The organism is Aquiflexum gelatinilyticum (genome assembly GCF_024813435.1).
Classification (GTDB): domain Bacteria; phylum Bacteroidota; class Bacteroidia; order Cytophagales; family Cyclobacteriaceae; genus Cognataquiflexum; species Cognataquiflexum gelatinilyticum.
The window spans coordinates 169,929-193,833 of sequence record NZ_JANAEZ010000001.1 but is presented as its reverse complement, the minus strand read 5'-3'; the positions used below and the strand labels follow the sequence as shown (position 1 = coordinate 193,833).

Genomic DNA, 23,905 nt, shown 5'->3' with positions numbered 1-23,905 from the left:
CTTAAAAAGAAAAATCAAGTTATTAAACAATACCAAGTTATCATTTGGGAGCTGAAAGATGGAACACCTGTGTGGATTTTCAGGTTATATTGAATATGCTATATTTTATATCTTGATGTAAATGGACTTTTCAGATATTCTTTACCAAATAAAAACTCAACATCAGGATAAATCTTCAGATTTACTTTTGGCTGTCATAGATCACATTCGTCCACCAAAAGGTAGGCTCTATCTTGCTAAAGATAATCTGAACACTTTTAAAGATGGTTTGAAAAAGGATCCGGAACTTATTGTGATGTTTCGGTCATATTTGAAAGCCCTGTTTGACCAGAAACAGTACATACAGATTTTATCAGAATCCGGTATCCTCACTGGCAAAGGATTTTTTCCGGAAGCTTTTGAGAGAATCAATACTTACTTCCTTCCCAAGGTTTATGATGAAATGGACGTGATGGCCATTTTTGTTTCAGTTTTTCATAAAAAATGGGATTACCTCTGGATCAGTGATATTCCAACTGAGGATTATGCCGACTTTTTTGAATTGCTCGGATGTATCGAAATCGAAAATTTGTCTGAAAAGGACCGTTTGATTTCCCAATCGCTCAACAGCATTCTTGTACTTTCCCAAAGGATATCTGCTTTGGGCTTAGAACCTGAAATCCTGTCTAAGCTCCCGGAATTGGAATATTTTGATTCTCCCTTTATCGTTCAAAACAAATCTGTTTTTGATTATGTAGACCAATTCCAAAATATTGAAGATTTTGATAAATCTGATCAAAACACAGATTTCAAACACCTCATGGTCATGCTGTCTCAATGTGAGGAATACTTGCTCTTGATTCGTAAGGACAAAAAGAAATTTGGAACTGATTTGCATCTTTCTTATATGCTACTTCGGCTCAGTCAAAATATCGATAGGCTTAAATCTCTCTTAAAGCTGGTTACAAAATCAAAAGACAAGTCAAATTTTCAAGGGGAAATTGAATTGCTGAAAATTCTTGTAAAGGCTGTAAATAGAAAAAACAGTCTAGGTGATCACATTGAACAAAATGTCAATCTATTGGCTTTTCAGATTACAGAACATGCCGGCAAAACAGGAGAACATTATATAGCCAATTCTTCCAAAGAATGGTGGGATATGTTGGTTTCCTCCATGGGTGGTGGCTTTATTGTCGGATTTCTTTCTGTCATCAAAGTTCTGATTTATTACCTGAGGCTACCACTTTTTGGGGAAACTTTTCTTTACAGTATGAATTACTCTATTGGGTTTATTGGAATTCACCTGACTCATTCCACTCTGGCCACCAAGCAGCCCGCCATGACAGCTTCCAAACTTGCTGCTGCTTTGGATGAAGTTGAGAAACCAAAATCTGTAGCGCTGGGTAACTTGGCTGAATTTGTGGTTAAAATTTTCAGATCACAATTCATCGCTTTCGTAGGAAATGTAATTGTGGCTTTCCCTGTGGCATTTCTGATTGCTTATGGTTACCATTATTTCTCGGGCAGTCATATTGCCGGTCAAGAGAAAGCCTTCAAATTAATCTCAGAAATGAACCCGATAAATAGTCTGGCTTTGTTTCATGCAGGAATTACTGGTGTTTTTCTTTTTCTTTCAGGAATGATTTCCGGTTATTATGACAATAAAAATGTCTACAATCAAATTCCCAAAAGAATCAAAAACCACAAAGGATTGATCAGGGTTTTTGGTCAAAAAAGAACAGATAGTCTTAGCGATTACCTTGATAATAATCTCGGAAGCCTGGCTGGAAATTTCTTTCTTGGTGTTTTCTTAGGTTCTTTGGGTTCATTAGGAATAATTTTCGGTCTGCCTCTTGACGTCCAACATATTACATTTGCAAGTGGTAATTTCGGGTTGGCATTTGTTTCAGTCGGGGAGCAACTGACTTTGAATGAGGTTTTATTGACGGTATCAGGAATTTTCGGGATAGGAGTAATGAACTTTCTGGTGAGTTTTTCTCTGGCGATCTTTGTCGCAATCAAATCAAGAAATGTAACATTCAAGCAAAGCAAGAAACTTTTTGGGATCTTAATGCTCCGGTTTTTGAAAAGTCCCCATCACTTTTTTCTGCCGATTTACGATAATGTTTCTCTAAAAGAAAATAAGTCCAATAAAGAGAAAGATGATAGGGTTTCGATAAATGACAAAAACCCTGAATCTGGAGAGAGGAAGGTAAGACCTATAAAAAAATAAACCTATCCTTGATTTTCAGGGATATATTCCCACATTCTAAATCCACCCTGAAATGCAAGGTTGTTGTTCCCAAACCTGCAGCCTTGAGGCAGTTCGGTCAAGAGTTTGGAATTGCCCCCACCGATAACCACATCATCAGGAAGAAATGCATCAGAAAATTTTGAAATAATGTTTTTGACATGATATTGCCATTTCTTTTGACCCATTCTCTCCAAGCCACGCAGTCCTGCATAATCTTCGAAAGTCCCTTTCTTATATTCCTGATGTGCAAGTTCCATTGGTACTACGCTTCCATCTACGACAAGGGCTGATCCCAATCCGGTACCTAACCCTAAAAATAACAACACACCCTCCCGATAAGAACCTAAAGCCTGCATTGATGCATCATTCATGATTTTTACATGTTTTCCAAAAGCTGAATCAAAGTCAAATCCAATCCAACCTTGGCCAAGATTCTTGGGTTCGGTCATGATTTTGCCTTTTTTGATAATACCAGGATACCCAATGGAGATGTAGTCATATTCCCAATCTTTGGTAAATTCCAAGACTTCTGAAACCATTTTTTCAGGATTCATAAAACTCCCTGAAGGGATTTTCCTTCTTTCCTGATCGTTATTTGCCTTTACCTTGACGTTTGTTCCTCCGATATCTATGACGAGTATTTTCAAATTAGTAGGGGTTATTTACTGCAAGTTAAAAAATAGACTTGCTCTTTCAAATGAAGAATAGACATTAGAATACTTACAAATCACAAATTTGAAGCTAAAATATTAAAATAAAGGCATATAAGTTTGGAATTTGAACTTTAAAAAAATAGGAAATTAGCGATTAAGGTAAATGAGTTGGTTTCATTTTCAAAAAATAGGTTTTGAAGTGGAGGTGAAACAATGAATAGATTTTTGTTTATCTAATCTCAAAAAGGCCAACTCCCAATTCTTTAAATGTTTTGTTTATCAATAAAACATGATAAACATCATGAATCAATTTGATAATACCCTCTATTTTTTACTTCTGTAATGACCATCTTTGATAAAAGCCATTCAATATGAAGGTTAAAATCCCAAATATCGAAAAGAATCAATTTCTGGATGAGATTGGGGATATTGCCCGTTTTACTGCAAGATTTTTTAGGGAAGTGTCCAAGCCAAAACAGGAATACAGAGAATTTATCAACCAATGCTTTTCTATAGGATATAAAACATTGACATTGGTGGGAGTGACAGCCTTCATCATGGGACTTGTATTGACAATACAATCGAGGCCTACTTTGGTCGAATTCGGAGCAGAATCATATCTCCCATCCATGGTCTCTGTTTCGTTGATCAGAGAAATCGCTCCTGTGATTACAGCTTTGATCTGTGCAGGAAAAATCGGTTCAGGTATGGGGGCAGAGCTTGGATCGATGCGCGTGACAGAGCAAATCGATGCCATGGAAGTCTCAGGCACCAATCCATTTAAATACCTGGTAGTAACAAGGGTTATGGCGGCAACCTTAATGGTACCTGTTCTTTCGAGTCTGGCAAATGCCATTTCACTCTATGGGGGCTATTTGGGGGTTAATATCCGAGGTCAGGTCAGTTGGCATTTGTACTGGTTTCAAGTGTTTGGCGTATTGGATTTTAGCGACATGCTTCCTTCTCTGATCAAAACATTTTTCTTTGGTTTTGCCATCGGAATAATCGGGACTTATAAAGGATACAATTCAATCAAAGGAACTGAAGGAGTTGGAAGGTCCGCCACCACTGCGGTAATCGTCGCTTCTTTGTTGGTGTTTATCATCGACTTGATTGCGGTTCAGATTACAGACATATTAGGTTTGACTTAAATGGAAAGGGCTTTAAAACCGGTCATTGAAGTAAAGAATGTGAACAAATCATTTGGTGAAAACCATGTGCTGCGCGACTTTTCAATGGAGGTAATACCCGGAGAAAATCTCGTCATCTTAGGAAAATCCGGTTCAGGAAAATCAGTTTTGATCAAATGCATCATAAAACTGATGCAGCCTGACTCAGGTCAGATCGTAGTTCTTGATGAAGATATCAATGATCTCGATCAGGAGGAACTCGATAAATTGAGAGCAAAAGTTGGTTTTCTATTTCAAAGCAATGCATTGTACGATTCTATGACAGTGCGGGAAAACCTGGAATTTCCATTACGGATCCATTGGACCAAAGAAGAAAGAGAAAAAAATGCACAGGAGGCTGTGCGAGAAGCTTTGGAGGATGTTGGATTATCGCATACAGTAAATATGATGCCTTCCGAGCTTTCGGGTGGAATGCGTAAGCGGATAGCTTTGGCACGTGCACTAATATTAAAGCCTAGCGTAATTCTTTATGACGAGCCGACAACAGGCTTGGATCCAATTACAGCCAGAGAAATCAGTGAACTTATGGTAAGCATGCAAAAAAAATATAATGCTACCTCTGTCATTATTTCCCATGATATGAACTGCATCCGCATCGCTTCCAACCGGGTGATCATGTTGATCGAAGGAAGAAGATATGCAGATGATACTTATGAAAATCTTCGTTTATCCAAAGATCCCAAAATTAGGGAGTTTTTCAACTGACTATGAAAGAGAAGAAGAAAATTGAAAATTCGAAATTGGGACTGATGGTACTCGCCGGTCTCCTTTTCCTTGTATATACGCTTTACATGATCGGGAAAAACCAAAATATTTTTGGTTCATCCATCACCATCATTTCTGTAGTTGAGAATGTAAATGGACTAGTGCCTGGAAATAATGTCCGTTTTCAGGGAATCGATGTGGGAACTGTCAAATCTGTAGAAATGGCTAATGACTCTTCCATCCATGTCACCCTTTATATTCAAAAGAAAATGCAACCTTTCATCAGGAAAAACGCGATTACTTCCATCAATACTGACGGCCTGATGGGAAACAAAATAATGCATATCCTGCCTCAGGAAGGCAATGCCGAGCCCATTGAGGAAGGAGATACCTTGTATTCCAAACAACCCTTGGACACAGATGAAATGTTGGAAAAACTAGGCATAACCGGTGATTATCTTGAAATAACCCTACGCAACCTCTCGGAAGTATCAGATAAATTGAATAAGAGCGAAAGCCTTTGGTCATTACTTTCAGATGAACATCTTCCTCAGGAAATCAAAAATACCATCTTGGAATTTAGAAAAGCCGGTTCCAACGCTGCGGCACTTGCCAAGGAGGGAAAGGAACTTGTGGAGGAATTTGAGCAGGGAAAAGGGATTGTTCAAAAGGCTTTTAAAGACTCTGTAATGGCAGAAAATCTAAGTGAATCCATAGAGAATATCTTAAAAACAAGTTCTGATGCGGCGAAAATGATGGAAGAAATCAGGAAAATCGTAAATAATATCGAATCCGGTGAAGGAACCGCAGGCTTGATTATCAAAGACAGCTTGATGAGGGAAACCCTTATGAAAAGTATGGAGAACATTGAACAGAGTACCTACAATTTTAACCAGAACATGGAAGCGCTGAAAGGGAATTTTCTTTTCAGGAAATATTATAAAAAGCAGGAAAAGGAACTAAGAAAGGAAGAGGAAAATCAGAAGAAAGACTGATTTGATAATGGAATTCAAATTTCATATGCTGTGACTTTGAAAAAGTTAGGGAACTATAATTTTGTCGGGTATTTATGGGAAAGGTTTCAAAATCAATATTGGTAATTGTCATGGGACTTCCGGGTTCAGGCAAGAGTTTTTTTGCAAAAAATCTGGCCAAAGAAATTGGTGCTGAATATCTCGGAAGTGATGAACTCCGAAAGGAACTTGGATTGATGGGTAATTATCAATTGGGCATCAAATTGTCTGTCTATGAGGAAATGTTCAATAGAGCAAAAAAGATCCATAAATCACGGAAAAGTCTGGTATTGGATGGGACTTTTTACCTTCAACAAGTCCGTGATTTGTTTTACTTTCTGTCTAAAACTACATCTTGGCAATGTTATATAATTCATGTCACAGCCCCAGAAGAATTGATAGCCAAAAGGCTTTCTAAACCCAGAGAAGACAGTGAGGCTGATCTGGAAGTGTATCAGAAGATAAAATCAGAATTTGAACCCATTCTTGAGGATCATCTAATTATAGAATCTACCGATACAAATCTCGACGAAAGTTTGAAAAAAGCAGTGAAATTCATAAGGTCAAGACATGGAAAGGCAAGAAGTCAAGGAATTGATGGATAAAGGAACTTTTGAAGAGAGGCCTATCCATGGAGCTTTGGAAGAAACCAATATCTCATGGGTAATTCTAAGCAGAAGCCATGCTTTTAAAATCAAAAAAAGCATCAAATTGTCATTTTTGGATTATTCCACTCTTGAGTTAAGGAAAAAGTACTGCGAAAAGGAATTGGAATTGAACAGGCGCTTTTCTGAAATTTATCTTTCTGTTCAGCCTGTCGTCTTTTTTCAGGGAATTTGGGTCATTGGTGGAAATAAGGGTAAGATCAAAGATTATGCTGTGTGCATGAAACGGATGCAAAGCCAAAAAAGAATGGATGTGCTACTTAAGCAAAACAAAGTCAGTGCTACAAGTATTTCTCTTTTGGCCAATCAGGTTGCTGAGTTTCATAAAAAAGCAGAAATCATTTTCAAAGACTATAACCATAATCAGGCAATGGGAATATTTAATGATTTGACTTCTGTTCAGGAAGTGGTTTATAAAGAATTTGGGCGGGATTATTTGGAAATAATTCCCAAGCTAATTTCTTGGAGTGACCGTTTCTTGGAAACACATGGCAAAAGGTTATTGGAGCGGAGTAGGGAAGGATTCATCAGGGATGTTCATGGAGACGTTCATAGCGGCAATATTTTTTTGTATCAAAAACCCATCATATTTGACTGTATCGAATTTCTTGATGAATTTAGGCAGATTGATGTTTTGTATGAGATTGCCTTTCTCTGTATGGACCTGGAGTGTTTTGGTAGGAAAGACCTGTCAGATTTATTTTTTGAGGAATACAGTAAAATTGTAACCTGTTGTCCTAAAAAAGAAGACCTAGCCATTTTCCTGTATTACAAATCTCTCCGGGCCAATGTGCGCGCCAAAGTGTTTCTATTGAACAGTAAATTTGAGGTGGATCCAAAGAAGAAATTGCAGGAATTGGTAAAGGGGAAAAAGTACTTAGATCTTGCAATGAGATATGCTGAACTTCTCAAGAGTTAAAATCTGGGAATGTTGAACTTTTTTGAATCGTATTCAAGGCTATTAATCCATTAAAATCCAACTTCAAACAGTATTTCTTTTAAACCTACATTTGCCCAATCAGAACAAAAAACCAAAATCATTGCTTCTTTGATGGATTAAAATTAAGTTTAATAGGATTTGATTTCGACTACCCCAATCTAACCTGTTCAATGAAGCATTTCCTTAAACCCGTTCTAATCTTTGTTCTATTTTTTGTCTTTTTTCAAAGTTGCAGGCAACCTTCTCCCGAGGAAACCGAAACCCAAGAAACTGATGAGGGTATCTTTGCCGAACATGTCCGAACTTCGGAATTTCAGACGCCCGAGGAAGAACGTTTGGATTTTGTCCTACCTGAAGGATTTGAGGTGACACTTTTTGCCTCAGAGCCTGATATCACCAAACCTATCAATATGGCATTTGATGAAAAGGGTAGGCTTTGGGTCACCCAATCTTCTGAATATCCGGTAGCTGCCGGCCAAGGCGAAGGAAGAGACAGGATTACTATTTTAGAGGATACAGACGGTGATGGCAAAGCTGACAAAATCCAGGACTTCGCCAATGACCTAAATATTCCCATCGGGATTGTCCCGATCAAAAACGGCGCAATTGCCTATTCCATTCCCAATGTGTATAAATTTTTGGACGAAGATGGGGATGGGAGATCGGAGAGTAGGGAAGTTTTGCTAGGTCCATTTGAGCACAAAGACACCCACGGGATGGTCAATAACCTCTTTCGCGGATTTGACGGTTGGATTCATGCTTCCCATGGTTTCTCAAATATTTCTACCGTTGCAGGAAAAGATGGACATGCCATCAAAATGGTATCGGGGAATACTTTCCGCTTTAAATCCGACGGCAGCAGGGTAGAAAAAACCACCGATGGCCGGATCAATCCATTTGGATCTGACTATGATGAAATGGGTTATCACTATTCTGCAGACTGCCATACATTGCCGATTTACCAGTTGATCTGGGGGGGTAGTTATACGCAATGGGGCAAGAAAGAGCCCAACATGGGTTTTGCACCGACAATGATGGATTATGGCCTGAAGTCCACAGCGCTATCGGGTTTGGTTTACTACACAGATGATCAGTTTCCGGAAGAATACCGAAACAGTTTCTATTCGGGTGATGTGGTAACCTGCAGGATCAGCCAGAATACAATGGAATTTAACGGCAGCACTCCAAAAGCAATAGCCCAATCCGATTTTTTAGTCAGCAAAGATCCTTGGTTTCGGCCTGTAGACATCAAAATAGGCCCTGATGGGGCGATGTACATCGCTGATTTTTACAACAGAATCATTGGTCATTATGAAGTTCCACTCGACCATCCCGGGCGGGATAGGGTGAGTGGCAGGATCTGGAAAATAACCTACAAGGGAAATAGCAGAAAAGTAACCGATTGGTCAAAAGCTAGTCAGGAGGAACTGATTCAAGCAATGGGAAACAGAATCCTCCAAATCCGAATGGTGGCGACCGATGAATTGGTGGACAGGTTCGGAATGAATGCTATACCTGCTTTGGCCAAAATGGTTGAAAACAAAAAAACAAGTCCTGAACAATTGATTCAAGGGTTGTGGGCATTGTATAGACTAGATGCATTGCCGGATAATGTCCTCCAAAACTCCCTTGAATACCCAGATAGGAAAGTCAGACTGCATGCCTACAAAATTCTTTCGAATTATAGTCAACATACGGAAAAGCAATTTGCTAAGGCCATCTCTTACCTAACAGATTCAGATCCACACGTCCAGAGGGCAGCGGCAGAATTTTTGAGTTTGCATCCCAACGAAATGGCGTATAAGAAGCTTATTGAACTTCATTCAAATATACCTGAACACGATACGCATTTGGCATATACCATGCTGATGGCAATTTCCAATCACTTTCAGGAAAAAGAAATCCTACAAATGGCTGTGAAGGAAAATTGGGATGAAAAGCAAGCTAAAGTAGTTGCATTGGTCATTTCTGACCTGAATGTTTCTGAAGCAGGTGATTTTCTTTTGGAACATTTAAATAAATTTCAAGAATCGGATAAGAACAGTATAGGATTTACCGAAACCATCGCTAAAACCATCTCACCTTCCAAAATTGAAAACCTGATTCAATGGGTAAAACAAAAATCTGAAGCCGAACCGGATGTAGCCCATTTGCTTGCAAAAGCGACCGAACAAGGTATGAACCAAAGGGCTATGTCAGTTCCGACTTCATATAAACTTTGGTATGTTAATTTGGCTGAAAGTACCTTGAAATCAATTCCTTCCAAGCTAAAATATACGGACCTTGAAAAAGAGAAAATTCTATTCGCTACAGAAACTGCAGGAAAAAATAAGGTTTCAACTCTTAATTCAGAACTGAAAGAATTACTGACCAAAGCAAATTCAGATGAAGAAATCAGATCTTCTGCCGCAAGGGCTTTGATGACGATTGACCCCAAGTCAAACTCAATCCTTATAGCTCAGACTATGAGTGATAGCCGTGAAGAAATAAGTATGCGAAGAAAACTTGCATCAGCTTTGGGACTTTGGGAAAATCCAAAATCAAGAGAATTGCTTGGGGAAGGATTGAGAAATGCGCCTACAGAACTACAAGAAACCATCAGTATGGAATTGGCAAAAAGTGGAGAGGGAAAAACGCAATTGATGACTTATATCAAAAAAGGATATGCTCCTGCTAGAATGTTGAAACAAAGGGCTGTGGAGGAAAATATGTTAGCCAATATCAGCACCCTACAGCGAAAAGAATTCGAAGCACTTACCGCTAATCTGGTTCCTATCTCAGAAGAGAGGCAAAAATTGATTGAGGAAAGACTAGCTGAATTTACACCCGATAACAAATCATTGGCTGACGGTGCTGTTATTTTTGAGCAAAACTGCAGCAGTTGCCATCAGATTGACAAGAAAGGAGGTTTGATAGGACCGCAATTGGACGGAGTCGGGAATTGGGGACAAACAGCCTTGGCCACCAAAATCCTTGACCCCAACAGAAACATTACGGAGAATTTCAGAACCTACAATATTTCCCTGAACAATGGTCAAACTGTCTCGGGACTATATAGAAGAGAGGAAGGACAGACAATCGTTTTGGCAGACCAAACAGGGAAAGAATTTTCAGTTTCGAAACCTGAAATCAAAGAAATGATACCTTCCAAATATACCTTGATGCCTGACAATTTTAATACAGCAATTTCTAAAGAAGAATTCAACGCATTACTTGTGTACCTATTAAACACAAAATAAGAAACGATGAAAATTTTCAATAATTCCATTCATACCGTTTATAAAACATTCAAAATGTGCTTATTGAACAAAAATTATAGGATTTCGATAAAATCGGTTTCTTTGGTTTTGACCTTAATTCAAAGCAGTTTTTCTCAAAACCAAGCCGTCAAAGGAGACAATATTTCATTCCAAAAGCAGGTTTTGACTTCCGAGTTTTTAGCAGAAGGCGTAGGAGTAGGGGACGTCAATCAGGATGGAAGGATGGATGTGATGGCAGGGGCCTATTGGTTTGAAGCACCGGATTGGAAAAAGCATGAGATCACCCAACCCCAAAAATTTGAATATGACAAAGGATACAGTAATGCCTTCATTTGCCATGGCATGGATGTCAACAAAGACGGATGGGTCGATTTTGTGAGGATAGGATTTCCCGGAAAGGAAGTGTTTTGGTTTGAAAATCCCAAAAACCAGTCAGGTCATTGGAAAAGGCATGTGATCCATCCCACTTTGGGCAATGAATCTGCGGGTTTCTATGACATCGATGGCGATGGGGATTTGGAGATTTTGGGAGGAAATTCAGCCACGGGTCAGATGGTTTGGCTTAAACCATTAAATTACAACGGAAGAATTGAATGGAAAGAATATACCATCAGCCAAAATGAAAAACGAGGTTCTGAGCCTTATTCACATGGTCTGGGTTTTGGGGACATCAACGGAGATGGCAGAAAAGATGTGGTCATCAAAGAAGGTTGGTGGGAAGCACCACAGGATCCCCGGACCCCGAATTGGAAATTCCACCCCGCGAATCTTGGTGAACCTGCAGCCCAGATGTATGCCTACGACTTCAATGGTGATGGATTGCAGGATGTGTTGTCATCTTCTGCACATCAACTTGGAATATGGTGGCATGAGCAAGGAAAAGGTCAGGATGGAAATCCAACTTGGAGGACCCATCTGATTGATGATACATATACCCAGACACATGGAGTTGCTTTCGTGGATATTAATACCAATGGATTGCCTGATTTTGTGACTGGCAAAAGGTACTTTGCCCATATGGGTTCCGATCCCGGGGAGTTTGATACGCCGTATTTATATTGGTATGAGTATATTCCCGGTTCAAAACCCAAATGGATTCCCCATAAAATTGATGATGATTCTGGTGTGGGGGTTCATGTTCTTTGTGAAGATATGAATAAAGATGGATTACCTGACATCATCATTTCCAACAAAAAAGGAGTTTTTGTTTTTACTCAGATCAGAAATTAACTCACCAAAAAAATAATGGGACTCTACCTTTCAAAATATATCTGATTTCAATAAGTTTATTTATTTGATTTTAATAGTGATGTCTGTACTTTGATTTAAAGTGATTCGGGTATCTACATACAACGGGGGAGGGCCCGAGTTTCCTTTTTGAGTTCGCAAAAAACCATAACTGTTGGGATTTATTGCCAGCCTGTTATCCAATTTTCCATCGAAATCGGGGTCTTGAAAACAGGCAAGAGCAAATTCCCCTTTTGGCATTCCATAAATAACCTGTATGGTTTCCTTTTTGTCTACAATAAATTGACCGGGCCTTAGCCCGATTGATCTTGCTTTTGCCTGTTCTTTTTCGTTCCTGAAAATATAACTAACCACTCCAGATGGTTTGTTGGTTTTGAATCTAAGCACTAAATCAAAATGTTTGTTTTGATAAATTTGATCAATATGTTGTTGACTTGGATCCATCAGGTGCTCCGCCAAAAGATCAACATCCAATGAAAGTTGCATCATTTTCAAACTCTGCTGAATTAAATTTCCGTTTATAGTTTCAGTTAAAGGTTTAAATTGAAATGTTGGGGAATTTATGGGACTTACCTCGATATCAGAATCAGATTCGAAATTCAAATCGTTTAAACAGATTTCTTTGATATTTTTGTGAGAAATCGAGTAATATGAAATACTCATCTCGCTAAGATTATAGGCTATTGTCCAGTAGGTTTTGTAATGTTCTTGGTTTTCCTCGCTGTTTCTTAAAATTTCAAAGGCTTCATCTGCTTTGTTGACTCTTCCTTTTGATAATTGACTTTTGATTTGACTATACCTATCAAGATCTCCTCTAGAATTTTTATCAACATTATTTTTATGGTTTTCATAATATTTCTGACACTCATTATAGGGTGCATTTGTAATTACCTGGTCTGTGCCTTCAATAGGATGGATAATTGTTTTTCCTTCTTTATATTCTAAAACAAAAGCATTTCCTGATTGGTCTGCAATAAAAAACTGAACTGTTTCAATCGGGTGGATGGTAAGTTCATGAAGATGGGTCAGAACCTCCGAGGCGGTGGCGTAACTATCCAATTGGAATTGAATCCATTCTGATTCTGAAATACTTGGTTGACCATTACTAGGATAAATACTATAGGCTTTGTAAAGTTGTTCTACTACCAAACCTGCTTCATTGATCCCTCCGATGGGGAATTCTTTACCAAATTGATTAAAGGTGACAGAACCATATTGTGAAACCCATTGGGCTTGGTTGGTCCCATAGAATCCATAAGCATATTTTTTTTGGCCTTTTTTGTTTTTAAAAATGTATCCATGTCCGGCTTTCCAATCAAAATTTTTGACTAATAGCATGTTTTGATCTCTGCTGAAAAATGCAGAACTGCCAAAACTTGACGAACTAGAAATACCCCATAAGACCAGAATTAGAATTCGGTACTTAAACATATCGCTTAGAATTTTATTCCTTTTAGAATAGACTTAGTATGGCAATTGATTTTGATAATCATGAAAAAACCATTAGCCAACTTGAAAGTCTATGCCAAAGAATTGGGTGGATGATGTTTCAAAAATACATTTAAATGTATTTGAAATACAATAAAATATATTTAAAATATTTATAAAAAAATATAAAACATTGTTAATGAGAATATTAATGTCAAGTAAATAAAGTTTAGAAATCAGAAAAATCGTAAAAACTCCCGTCTTTTGGGCAAAAAAATAGGTTGAAAATATTTCCTATTTGGAAAATGAGTTATTTTAAATTGGTTGTTTCAAGGGACGCCTTTTGCTTTTTTTAAAAATTTGAAACTTAAAAAATAAATTTGTATTTCTTTTTTTTACGATAATCATTCATGCTCTCAAACAACAAAACAACTAATTATCCTATTTATTCATGCAAAAAAGCTGCCCTAAAAATTGTTAATAACTTTATTTCAGCCAGTTATGAAAATAGTTTATTTTTTCCACTTTTTGGAAATTGGATAAATGACCTCAAAAGAAAATTTAAAATTACAAGGTCTTAAGTGGTAAATAAATTCCGCTATGAAAGAGGAGTTCTTCCTTGGTTAATTAGAACTCTCTTCATTCTGATATCTTTCAGCATAATCATTCTCATCCATTCCTTTGCTGAACCTTCTGAGATTGTAAGTGAAACTCAGCATGACATACGTCTGCAACACATTTGATTGAATATCTTCAACGAACGTTTCGGTAATATTTCTCCTTACGTTGGCGTTTTCACCAAACAAGTCATAAACCATCAGACTGATTTCGCCACGTTGGTTGTTGAATATTTTTTTGCCGACACTCATATTGACCAGTGAAAAATTGGTGTCAAATCCCTGGGATAATCCTGAATTGATCTGATGGTTGAGATCGAGTCGGTAGATAATTCCTTCCCAAATGATCCAGTTAAAATTCACCCGAAATCTCTGCTGGAAAAATTTACTATTGAGGCTTGAATTGAGGCTGTTATTTACTTCATTGAAAGACGACCTTGACCAAATATTGAAATCTACCTGATCACTGATATTACTGCTTAATGAAAATCCTGTACTCAAGCGACTGGAATTGTTGAATCCTATTTGGTCATTGACCTGACCAGGTCTTTGGGTAAATCCCAATCCTGCATTGATATTGAAGTTGGATTTGATAAATCCGAATGGCATCCCATAACTGAACCAAGACCTGAAATCTTTAAATCCGTCCAAATTTACTGGTTTATTCAACTGCGAACCTGTTTCCAAAATGATGCCGTCCTGAATTTCTGTAGGTTCACTTGCGATCAAAGTGCTATTGGAAATAAAATTGTCGACAAACCTTGATTGGGCAAAAATGTTCCAGTTTTTATCTGTGTCCGGATTGTTGCTTCGGAACCTAAACCTGATTTGGTTGGTGTATGATTGATCCAAATCGGGATTTCCTGTCCGCAGCTGAAGCGGATTAGTATTGTCAATCACCGCCTGAAGCTGGGATATTTGGGGCTCATTGGTATATGTATCGTAGTCAAACTGCAGATTGGTATTCGTTGAGAATTTGTATTCCATTCTCACCGTCGGAGTGAAATTTTGAAAAGTTTTGTTCAGAATATCAGGATTTGGAAAGAACTGATTGTTTTTGAGCCGTGCATCCTGATACTCCAATTCGGTTTGGACTTTTAATTTCTCGGAGAGATATTGATATCCGAATTCCAATTCCTGGGTGAGGTATTTGCTTTGAAAGGTATTGCTCAAAGCTGTGTCTAGAGAAAGATTCCCTGATTCAAAATCCCCGTTTTCTACATTGAATGTAAGTTTATCTGAATCATTTAACCTGTTTCCGATTTGATATTCCAATTCCATTTGTCCTTTTTGACCCAAAGGCTCTGTATATGAAACACGGCTTTGCCAAAAGTCTCCAGTCCTTTCTCTTGTTGTTCTTTGGTCGATGATTTCCTCCCTGTTTCCGCTTTCCTCATAGAAAGTATTTTCTGCTTTTCTATCAGATGAATCTTCATTCCAACCTTTTGCAAAATTGGTCCTAAAGGTAATAGTCCTACCAGGTTTGTCAAATTTGTGGCTGTAGAGTAGTCGATTAAATAAATCAAAATCTTGATATTTCCCTGTTTTGAGGTTCCTGACCGAATTGATCAAGTCAAAACCATTATCAGTTTCTCCTATGAAACCTGAGTTTTCGGTTTCATACCGCGCCGAAAACCTGGGGATATAAAGGATTCTGTTTTTGTCATTAATGTTATAATCCAATCTAAGGTTTGCCTGATGTTGGTTGTTGATTCTTACATCAGTACTGTTTTCCCTATAAAATTTGTCAGAATCATCAGTTGTGACAAAATCCCTGAATCTGTCCACTACGCCAACATTTTTCCTTTTGGTAAACATATAACTTCCTGTCACTTTGATTTTGTCCATCCACAAATCTGTGTAATTCAATCCCAAAATGTTGGTAGTGATGACACCTTGTTGAGGGTTGTTATTGTCTTGGGCATTTGGATCGCTTGTATAATTTAGGATATTGACATTATTGGTCAATCCTGTAAAAGTGATTCTTCTTTCTTCGTCAAAAGCATTGATACTTGCACCTACCAAATAGCGGTCATCAGTCCCATAACCTGCTGTTGTTTTTCCAAATTGGCCTTTCCTTCTGCTGGCTTTGGTAATGATGTTAATGGTTTTGAGCCTTTCACCATCATCAAAACCACTTAACTGTGATTTCTCACTCTTTTGGTCAAAAACTTCAATGCTTTGGATTACTTCTGCGGGAAGATTTTGAAGCGCAGTCTTTACATCTGTACCAAAAAATGGTTTACCATCTACCAGGATCTGGGCAATTGCTTCTCCTTGGGCTTGTAATATTCCGTCCTCAGAACTCACTCCCGGAAGTTTTTCTATTAAAGTCTGCGCACTTGCATCATTCATCGTTTTGAAAGCATCCGCATTAAATAGGGTGGTGTCACCTTTTTGGGTTCCGGTAGAACGCCTTGCTTCGATAATTACTTCATTGAGATCTGTCGCAACTTCACTTACCGGAATATTACCGAGATCGAGATTTGAGGTCAGTTCTAAAGTTTGAAAAAAGTCTCTGAATCCCAAATACTGAACTTTAAGGATGTAATCTCCTTGCCTTACTCCTGAAAAGGTGAAATTTCCATCTATATCAGAAACCGTTCCGGTTACCTGGGAAGAATCACTTACAGTCAGTAATAGTACATTGACAAAAGGCAAAGCCTCCTGTTTGCCTTCAACAATGACGACACCTTTAATATTGAATGATTGAGAAAAACTTTGAATGGTAAAAAAACCAAAAATGAAAATTGATAATATGTACTTCATTGAAATGTTATAATGGTAACTTTTTATAATTCAAATGGATAGGTTCATTGGAACTACGCCAAACCTAAAAGCAAACTTAAAGGGCTCTTGTTCGCCAATGAAGGGTTAATTTGCTGAGTGGTATATTTTCTCGAAGAACCGCCGTCTGACTTATTTAGGATATCAGTTTATTTTCTGGATCGCCATTATTTGAAATGAAATGATGTTTATAATTCAATCATTTAAACTCCGTAAGGATGTGGTTGGGATTAATTAGTTTTGCTCAATGAATTTTCTTTACTCTTTTTAGATAAAACAAACTAATGTGTTGTTCGTTATCTAAGCAGACAATTTGTAACAATTCAGACAACTGTGTTAACTTTGTTTTTTAGGTTATTATTTTAAATTGGTTTTAATAAAAATTATTCTTTCTAATTGCCTAAAAATATTTTAATGAATACTGTCTAAACGAGGCTTTCACCCAATTGGCTAAAGAAAAGATGGAAAAATGATTAATCTTATTCTTTAATGAAAAAAACAACAAAACCCTTTTATGTTTTGATTCCTGATGGAGAGACATTTGCATTTCCCTATATTCTCCATAGTTTGTCAGAAATCAGAAATTTCAGACTTATTGTAATGTCGACAAAGAAAGACTTTCCATTAAGATATTCAAGGTATGTCCATAGATTCCTGTTTTTTCCTAAGCAAAATGATAAAAGAGATTGGATAAAAATTATAAATACTGTAACAGAAAAATATGGTGTTGACCTGATTATGCCCATTTTCGAGACGGGTATTAAAATCCTTCTTGAAAATAAACCTCTACTTTTGCATAATTCATCCAAACTAGTCCCTTTACCTTCATTACATGATTTTAATGTGGCTAGCAATAAGGCTTTATTGGCAGTCCATCTTGACAATATTGGTTTGTCAGGGCCAAAAACTGCTCCTTTAACCTCAGATATCATCAATGAAGAGACTAATTTGATGTTAAAATTCCCCGTATTATCTAAGCCACTTAAGTCAGGAAGCGGAAGGGGAATAGTTAAATTTGAAGACCATAAATCATTGAAGGATCATTTTGAAACTATTGGACTTAATGAACCCTATATCCTTCAAGAGTATATTCAAGGTCAGGATTACGGTTGCAACGTATTATGTCTTAACGGTGAAATCTTGGCATATACCATTCAAAAAGGAAACCTTTGGGGCTCAAAGCCTTACTCAGCTCAAATAGGATTGGATTTTGTTTATAATGAAGACTTGTTTCAAGCAGTAAAAAAACTGATGAAGTCCTTAAATTGGAACGGTGTAGCGAATATTGACCTGATTTTTGATCCAAAAAATGATGTTTTCCATATTTTAGAGATAAATCCGAGATTTTGGAGTTCTATTACAGCATCACTTTTGGCCGGGATAAATTTTCCTAAGCTCTTAATTTACCTTTCTATCGGAGAAAAAATTGAACCGCAAGATTACAAAAGAATGGGATATGTGGTATTGTATGGACTTAAGGAATATTGTAGAAAAAATAAAATTTCGATTTATGATTTAGGATTTATCTGGAATAGTACTCCGATAAGATATAAAATCAAAGATCCGGGTCCATTGGCTTATGAATATGTGATGAAAACGAAAAAACAAATCTTGGTAAAAATTAACAAGCTATTTGGTAGGAAGGAGGTTTGATTTTTTAATAAGTGACTTTTTGATCCTTTAAAAATAAACTTCCGGTTTTTTTTATTGAAAAGTAAGCAATTAGAATAATCTGGTCATTTCCCGATGCAGAAATTCCCAAATATTTGAATATCAATACAATGTATAATATGAGGCAACAAATAGGCAACAGTTTATAAAAATAAAGAATCAAACACAATCAAATGACCTAGGCATAAAGCTGTCAAACCCCCCCTACTTTTCATGGATTTAAAACCAAAATATATAAAATAAGCCAAATATTTCGCAAATTAATTTCAATAGAATTAAGATAGTTAATATCTTATTAAGAACTTAATTATCATCTTTACGTGAATTAAGTTCTTCCAGGACAATTTTCAAATTATATTGTGTATTTGCCAAGGCCTCAGGCAGATCTTCTCGGTCATAAACTTCGATTGCTTTTTCAAAAGCACTAACTGATAGATTCAAATAATTCAGTCCTTCTAGGCTTTCGTCCCTTATGCCTAAATCCATAAACACAACAGCTAAATTTATTTGTGTCGTAGCCCATTCTAATGGAAATTTTGTTAAATTATATATCTCAAAAGTTTTCTGAAAACCCTCCACAGCTTTGTTGAAATAATCAAGCTTTTTCTGGCCAAGGGATCGTCTGCCTAAATCCCAGTAAACACCACCTAAATTATTTTGTGTCATAGCCCACTCCAGCGGATTATCTGATTGGGAATAAACTTCAAATGCTTTGTTATAAGCAGCTAAAGCCTCATTTAAATAATTCATACCTTGATCGCCTCCTACCCGTTTTCCCAAAGACCTAAGCACTCCACCTAAATTTATTTGTGTTCCTGCCCACATCTGGGGCATTTCAGCAAGTTTAGCTCCTTCTAAAACTTTCCCATAAGCAGCTTCTGCCTTTTTTAAATAAATTATACCCTCATTAGAGAAATCTTCCGTGCCTAATCCAAAAAATATAACAGCCAATTGATGTTGAATCATAGCCCAATCCTTTGGCATTTCTTCTAGAGTAAAAACTTCTAATGCTTTTTGATAGAATTCTATGGCTTGTTCCATATAATCAATGCCTTTTTGACCTCCTTCAAGTAAGCCCATATCTGAAATAAGATGGCCTAAATTCATTTGTGTACCAGCCCAATCATCCGGATCTTCTTCTTTTGTCCATTTCTCCAAAGCTTTCAGATATGCATTTTCAGCTTTTAGAAAGTATTCCATGCTTTGTTGATTTCCAATTTTTAAGCCCAAATATGAATGGATATTTCCTATTCTGAATTGTGAATCCGCCCATTCGTGTGCTTGATCATTCTGGCTATAAACTTCCATCGCATTCTCGATAGCTTCAAGGGCCTTCCTTAGATATTCCACACCTAGTTTACCATCTGTCTGTTTACCCAAATTCGAAAGTGCAATTGCTAAATTGGATTGTGTTAAAGCCCACTTCTGAGGCAATAAAACTTGGGTATTTATATCCAAAGCATTCTTATATGCCGCAATTGCCAGATGGAAATATTCAGCACCTGTTTCATTCTGTAAAGCTTTTCCTAAATCAGAAAAAACAAGACCTAGATTACTTTGGGTATCTGCCCAGGCTTGAGGCATACTTTCTTTGGTTCGTACTTCCAAAGCTTCCCTATAAGCTTCTACTGACTGGTTCAAATAATCCAACCTCTGGTGATCATTTGTTTTTAAACCCAAATTCCAAAGGGCAAGTCCTAAATTGTTTTTTGTTCTCGCCCAGTCCTGAGGTATTGTCATTCGGGTGAACACTTTCAAGGATTCTCGAAATGCCAGTTCTGCCTCATTTAGATATATAAGACCCTTTTGACCATTTGTATTTGTACCTAATTCAATATAAGCATTACCCAAATTTGTTTGGGTATTTGCCCAATCCTTAGGAAATGAAGTTTTGTTATATATTTTTAAAGCATTGCCAAAAGCTTCTATTGCCAGATTTTGGTAATGGAGATCTTGATGACCTTTTGTCTTTATACCCAATTCGACATAAAGATTTCCTAAATTATTTTGTGTCATCGCCCAAGCTTGAGGCAGTTCTGTTTGGGTATTTACTTCCAACGCATTACGATAAGCTATTTCAGCCTGAAGTAGATAGTCCAGCATCTCCTTACCTCCTGCTAGGTTTCCTAATTTTCGAAGTATAGAACCTAAATTGATTTGAGTAACCGCCCAACCTTGGGGCAATTCTGATTTTGTATATACTTCTAAAGCTTTTCTATAAGTCATTTCCGATTGATGTAAAAAATCCAAGCCCACTTGACCATCTACCCTTGAACCTAGGTCCGAAAGGAGGTTACCTAAATTATTTTGTGTTTCAGCCCATTGTTGGGGTGTGTTTTTTTTATCCCTAACTTCCAATGCTTTCTGATAGGCGGCTAATGCCTGTTCAAAGTAATCAACACCTTGCCTTCCATTTACCCTATTTCCTAAATTCCAAAGAACAACACCCAAATTGCTTTGTGCCAATGCCCAAACTTCGGGAGCCTTGTCTGGAATTAAAATTTTTATCACTTTCTGAATAGATTCTTCTGCCTGTTTCAGATTTTCCAAACCTTTTCCACTACCATCACGCTTCCCCATTTCAGTGTAAATGGTTGCTAAATTTATGTATGTTAGTGCCCATTGCTCGGTCATTTCTAAAGGATTTTGTATTTCCAATGCATTCTTGTTTGCCTCTATTGCCTTTTCTAGATAATCTAATGAGATTTGCCCATCTACCATGGTGCCCAATTTCATAAATACAAAGCCTAAATTATATTGGGAGATGGCCCATTCTTTTGGAAATATCTTTTGAGTCCTTCCTTCTAAAGCTTTTTGATGAGCAACTACTGCTTGGTGAAGATATTCCAAACCTTTAAGTCCAGATTCTCTCATTCCTAAAGCTAAAAGCGATTCACCCAAATTATTCTGTATGTATGCCCATATTTCAGGATGTTCGGTTTTAGTAAATTCCTCAAGAAGTAATTCATTTGTGTTTTTGGCACTTATTAAAAATTTGATTGCTCTGTCCCCATTTACTCTAGTTCCAATATGCACATGTGTCATTCCAATATACATTTGAAGTAACCCCCAATCCTCTAGGTGGTCCTTTTTATCTACTAAAGCTTCTGCGTTATGAAACCGAATCAAAGCAGAATCAAACTGATATGCTAGATACCATGCCTCACCGGCACTTTTCCAGTCTTCAAAGGCTGCAAATCTTTTATTCTCAGCTGCTTCCTCCAATGCTTTAAAGGAGAGTTGGTTTTTACGGGCTGCTTGTTCAAAATTTTCGGCTGCTTCTGTAAAATTCTTTTGGTAAAACGCAGCCAATCCTAGGGTTCGGAAATCATCACTACTTTGAGCTTCTTTAGCCCATTGGTCAAAAGCAATTTTTACTTCATCTACTGAAAATCCATATTTTTCTGCCCATTCCTGCAAATAATAGGTGAAATCAATAGATGTAGGTTCCATTGATTGCTTTACTATTTGTTTAGAGGAGCCAGATTTGAGTTGAGTAATTTGAGCAGAAAGTTGAGCAACGAGTTTTTCGATCCGTCCATGGGTCCATAGAGCCATAGATCCATGAGGAACCATTACTACTTGGGTGGTATGTACTTTTTGATATTTAATATTTGGAAGATTCCAATATCCGTCCAAGGGGTGATTTATCACCCATCCATCCTTAGGCACTCGCAGTATTACACGTTCCCCGGATACAAATTCATTGGATAAATTTATGTTGAATACACCCAGCTCATCAGTATTATTTCCAAATAGACCATTTATCGAAATGCGTTCATTGGCCATTGGTCTTTCATCATCAGACATAACAATTCCTTTTAACGTAATTGTTTGGGCTAATATTGAGACAGCCAAGAATTGAATAAAAAAGATGAACAACCAGGCTTTCACAGATGATTTTTTTTTAATTAATCGGAACTTCTTTCTTTAAGTGCATTTCTATCGGACCGGGTAATGTTTTATACTCATTCCGGGATTCATAACCTGAAGCCTCGACATAAACCCTTACCGCATCACCCGCCTCTCCTGGTACATCATTAAATATAAAGCCTCCTTCATTTGTTGTAATAGTTGATTCACCAGGAAGCTTATCTATTTTTATTATTGCTCCAACAATTGGCTGGTTTTCTTCATTGTAAATTATACCCTTTACAGAAATAGAAGCAATTACCTCTTCAGTTTCCAAAGGGAAAGCCTCGCGCCATTTCTTTGGAATATCAATCAAAATTACTAAGATGCCTAAAGTCCCAGCAATCAATGCAATGTAGGTTTGCCAAAGCTCATACCACTTTTTATTCTTTTCCGAGCTATTGAGGGGATGATGGATAGTTATATTTTCTCCATTAACCTGGTAAACATTGCCCTGTATGGTCCAACCTTCTTGTTTGTATATCATCTTAGCCTTGGCTAATACTGCCATAGGAGAATTCTCCTTTATTTCATCTAATTTATCCAAAACTTCTTGTTGGCTATAAATTTGATGTGGTACAATCTGATCCAATTTTTTTTTGATAAAATGAAGTGAGTTGGAAAGCAAAGCATACTCAATGGCTTGAATGGAAATTAGGGTAGGAGGTAGAGGTGTGGTATCCAACAAAACTGGAATAATTTTTTTTTTGAGTGCTAATGCCGTATTCCATTCAAATTCTACAAAGTGGGATTTAGCAGCATGCTTTGACCAAAGCAACATAAATTTGGATTGCTTAGCAATACCTTCACCAATAGCTTTGGGCCAATTTTCCCCAGCATAAATACTTTCCTGATCGATCCAAACCATAATTCCTTTTTCCCTTAGAAGTGTCTGAATTTGCTGAACCGATTTATAATCATCTCTACTGTAACTGAGGAAAATGCTCGATTCCATGGTATAAAAATTTAATTTTTATTTGTTTCAGTTATTTAATAAAAGGCTACTTTTTAAAAAATCCTATAGGGCAAAACAATAGACAAGCGTAATTACCTTTATTAAAAAGATTTATTAGTTGTTTTCTAATGTAACATCTTTGGATAGCATGAATTTAATTATCTTTTTATTGAATTAAAATATTATTCAAAATTTTCTATTCTAAAATATTTTTTAAGTAGTTCAGAACCAGAAATTTGATCATAGATTTCAATCCGTTAGATCAAAAAACAAGATTTAATCACCCTCCCTTAAACACCAACCCCTCCAATTCCAAATCCCTCAATTTCATTCCGGCAAGTAAAAGGTTATCTGACTCGATATATTCTTGGCATTCATGGATCATCTCAATTAGTTTTTTGGCCTTATTGATCCTCTCAAAAGGGAATGGGTTGGGATTAGATGAAATAATCATATTGAGTTTTAGGTTGATCTGTTCTTCCTTTTGTTTCAGCTCGGATTTTACTTTTACCACTTCCATAAATGTTAACTATTTAAACATAATAAAGTCAATAATACAAACAATTGTAATACAAATCCATGCTTCTCAATTTGATGATCTGATTAAATTTCTAGACCTTATTTAACT

Annotated in this window: 15 protein-coding genes; 9 read left to right on the top strand and 6 right to left on the bottom strand. The window is 37.0% G+C overall.

What is annotated here, in order from left to right; genetic code table 11:
• Nucleotides 1-121 precede the first annotated feature (121 nt).
• A complete protein-coding gene (locus NK987_RS00735; protein ID WP_259262317.1) occupies nt 122-2,212 on the top strand; it encodes a site-specific recombinase in 2,091 nt (696 codons plus the stop codon).
• Nucleotides 2,213-2,214: 2 nt separating this feature from the next.
• On the opposite strand, the gene NK987_RS00730 is transcribed toward NK987_RS00735, so the two are convergent.
• A complete protein-coding gene (locus tag NK987_RS00730) occupies nt 2,215-2,880 on the bottom strand; it encodes an ROK family protein (protein WP_259262316.1) in 666 nt (221 codons plus the stop codon).
• A 377-nt stretch (nt 2,881-3,257) separates the two neighbouring features.
• On the opposite strand from NK987_RS00730, the gene NK987_RS00725 reads away from it, so the two are divergent.
• The 7 genes from NK987_RS00725 to NK987_RS00695 all read left to right on the top strand — a co-directional run bounded on the left by NK987_RS00725 (nt 3,258) and on the right by NK987_RS00695 (nt 11,889).
• The gene (locus NK987_RS00725; RefSeq protein ID WP_259262315.1) at nt 3,258-4,037 is read left to right on the top strand and encodes an MlaE family ABC transporter permease; all 780 of its coding nucleotides are present in this window, start codon (nt 3,258-3,260) and stop codon (nt 4,035-4,037) included.
• Nucleotides 4,038-4,781 (top strand): ABC transporter ATP-binding protein, encoded by a 744-nt coding sequence (locus NK987_RS00720; protein ID WP_259262314.1) that lies wholly within the window; start codon nt 4,038-4,040, stop codon nt 4,779-4,781. It abuts the gene before it with no gap.
• Between the two features lie 2 nt (nt 4,782-4,783).
• Nucleotides 4,784-5,776, top strand: coding sequence for an MlaD family protein (locus NK987_RS00715; RefSeq protein ID WP_259262313.1), 993 nt, complete (start codon nt 4,784-4,786; stop codon nt 5,774-5,776).
• 74 nt (nt 5,777-5,850) lie between these two features.
• Nucleotides 5,851-6,399 carry a P-loop nucleotide/nucleoside kinase family protein gene (locus NK987_RS00710; RefSeq protein ID WP_259262312.1) on the top strand — a complete coding sequence of 183 codons (549 nt, stop codon included), beginning with the start codon at nt 5,851-5,853 and terminating at the stop codon, nt 6,397-6,399.
• Entirely contained in the window at nt 6,365-7,378 is a 1,014-nt protein-coding gene (locus tag NK987_RS00705; protein ID WP_259262311.1) for a hypothetical protein, read from the top strand. The genes NK987_RS00710 and NK987_RS00705 overlap by 35 nt, the downstream gene beginning before the upstream one ends.
• Before the next feature lie 191 nt (nt 7,379-7,569).
• On the top strand, nt 7,570-10,638 hold the full coding sequence (locus NK987_RS00700) for a PVC-type heme-binding CxxCH protein (protein WP_259262310.1): 3,069 nt from the start codon (nt 7,570-7,572) through the stop codon (nt 10,636-10,638).
• Nucleotides 10,639-10,644: 6 nt separating this feature from the next.
• Nucleotides 10,645-11,889, top strand: a complete 1,245-nt coding sequence (locus tag NK987_RS00695) for an FG-GAP repeat domain-containing protein (RefSeq protein WP_259262309.1) — start codon at nt 10,645-10,647, stop codon at nt 11,887-11,889.
• A 60-nt stretch (nt 11,890-11,949) separates the two neighbouring features.
• Here the strand turns inward: NK987_RS00695 and NK987_RS00690 are convergent, their stop codons facing one another.
• Nucleotides 11,950-13,245 (bottom strand): linear amide C-N hydrolase, encoded by a 1,296-nt coding sequence (locus NK987_RS00690; RefSeq protein WP_259262308.1) that lies wholly within the window; start codon nt 13,243-13,245, stop codon nt 11,950-11,952.
• A 713-nt stretch (nt 13,246-13,958) separates the two neighbouring features.
• Nucleotides 13,959-16,721, bottom strand: coding sequence for an outer membrane beta-barrel protein (locus NK987_RS00685; protein ID WP_259262307.1), 2,763 nt, complete (start codon nt 16,719-16,721; stop codon nt 13,959-13,961).
• Nucleotides 16,722-17,228: 507 nt separating this feature from the next.
• Here NK987_RS00685 and NK987_RS00680 point away from each other — a divergent pair.
• The gene (locus NK987_RS00680; RefSeq protein ID WP_258424540.1) at nt 17,229-18,392 is read left to right on the top strand and encodes an ATP-grasp domain-containing protein; all 1,164 of its coding nucleotides are present in this window, start codon (nt 17,229-17,231) and stop codon (nt 18,390-18,392) included.
• Between the two features lie 321 nt (nt 18,393-18,713).
• On the opposite strand, the gene NK987_RS21445 is transcribed toward NK987_RS00680, so the two are convergent.
• The 3 genes from NK987_RS21445 to NK987_RS00665 form a co-directional block, all read right to left on the bottom strand.
• On the bottom strand, nt 18,714-22,304 hold the full coding sequence (locus NK987_RS21445; RefSeq protein WP_259262306.1) for a tetratricopeptide repeat protein: 3,591 nt from the start codon (nt 22,302-22,304) through the stop codon (nt 18,714-18,716).
• 13 nt (nt 22,305-22,317) lie between these two features.
• On the bottom strand, nt 22,318-23,277 hold the full coding sequence (locus tag NK987_RS00670) for a TIR domain-containing protein (RefSeq protein WP_259262305.1): 960 nt from the start codon (nt 23,275-23,277) through the stop codon (nt 22,318-22,320).
• A gap of 280 nt (nt 23,278-23,557) precedes the next feature.
• Complete coding sequence (locus tag NK987_RS00665; protein ID WP_259262304.1) at nt 23,558-23,797, bottom strand: hypothetical protein; 240 nt, start codon at nt 23,795-23,797, stop codon at nt 23,558-23,560.
• Between the last annotated feature and the right edge of the window lie 108 nt (nt 23,798-23,905).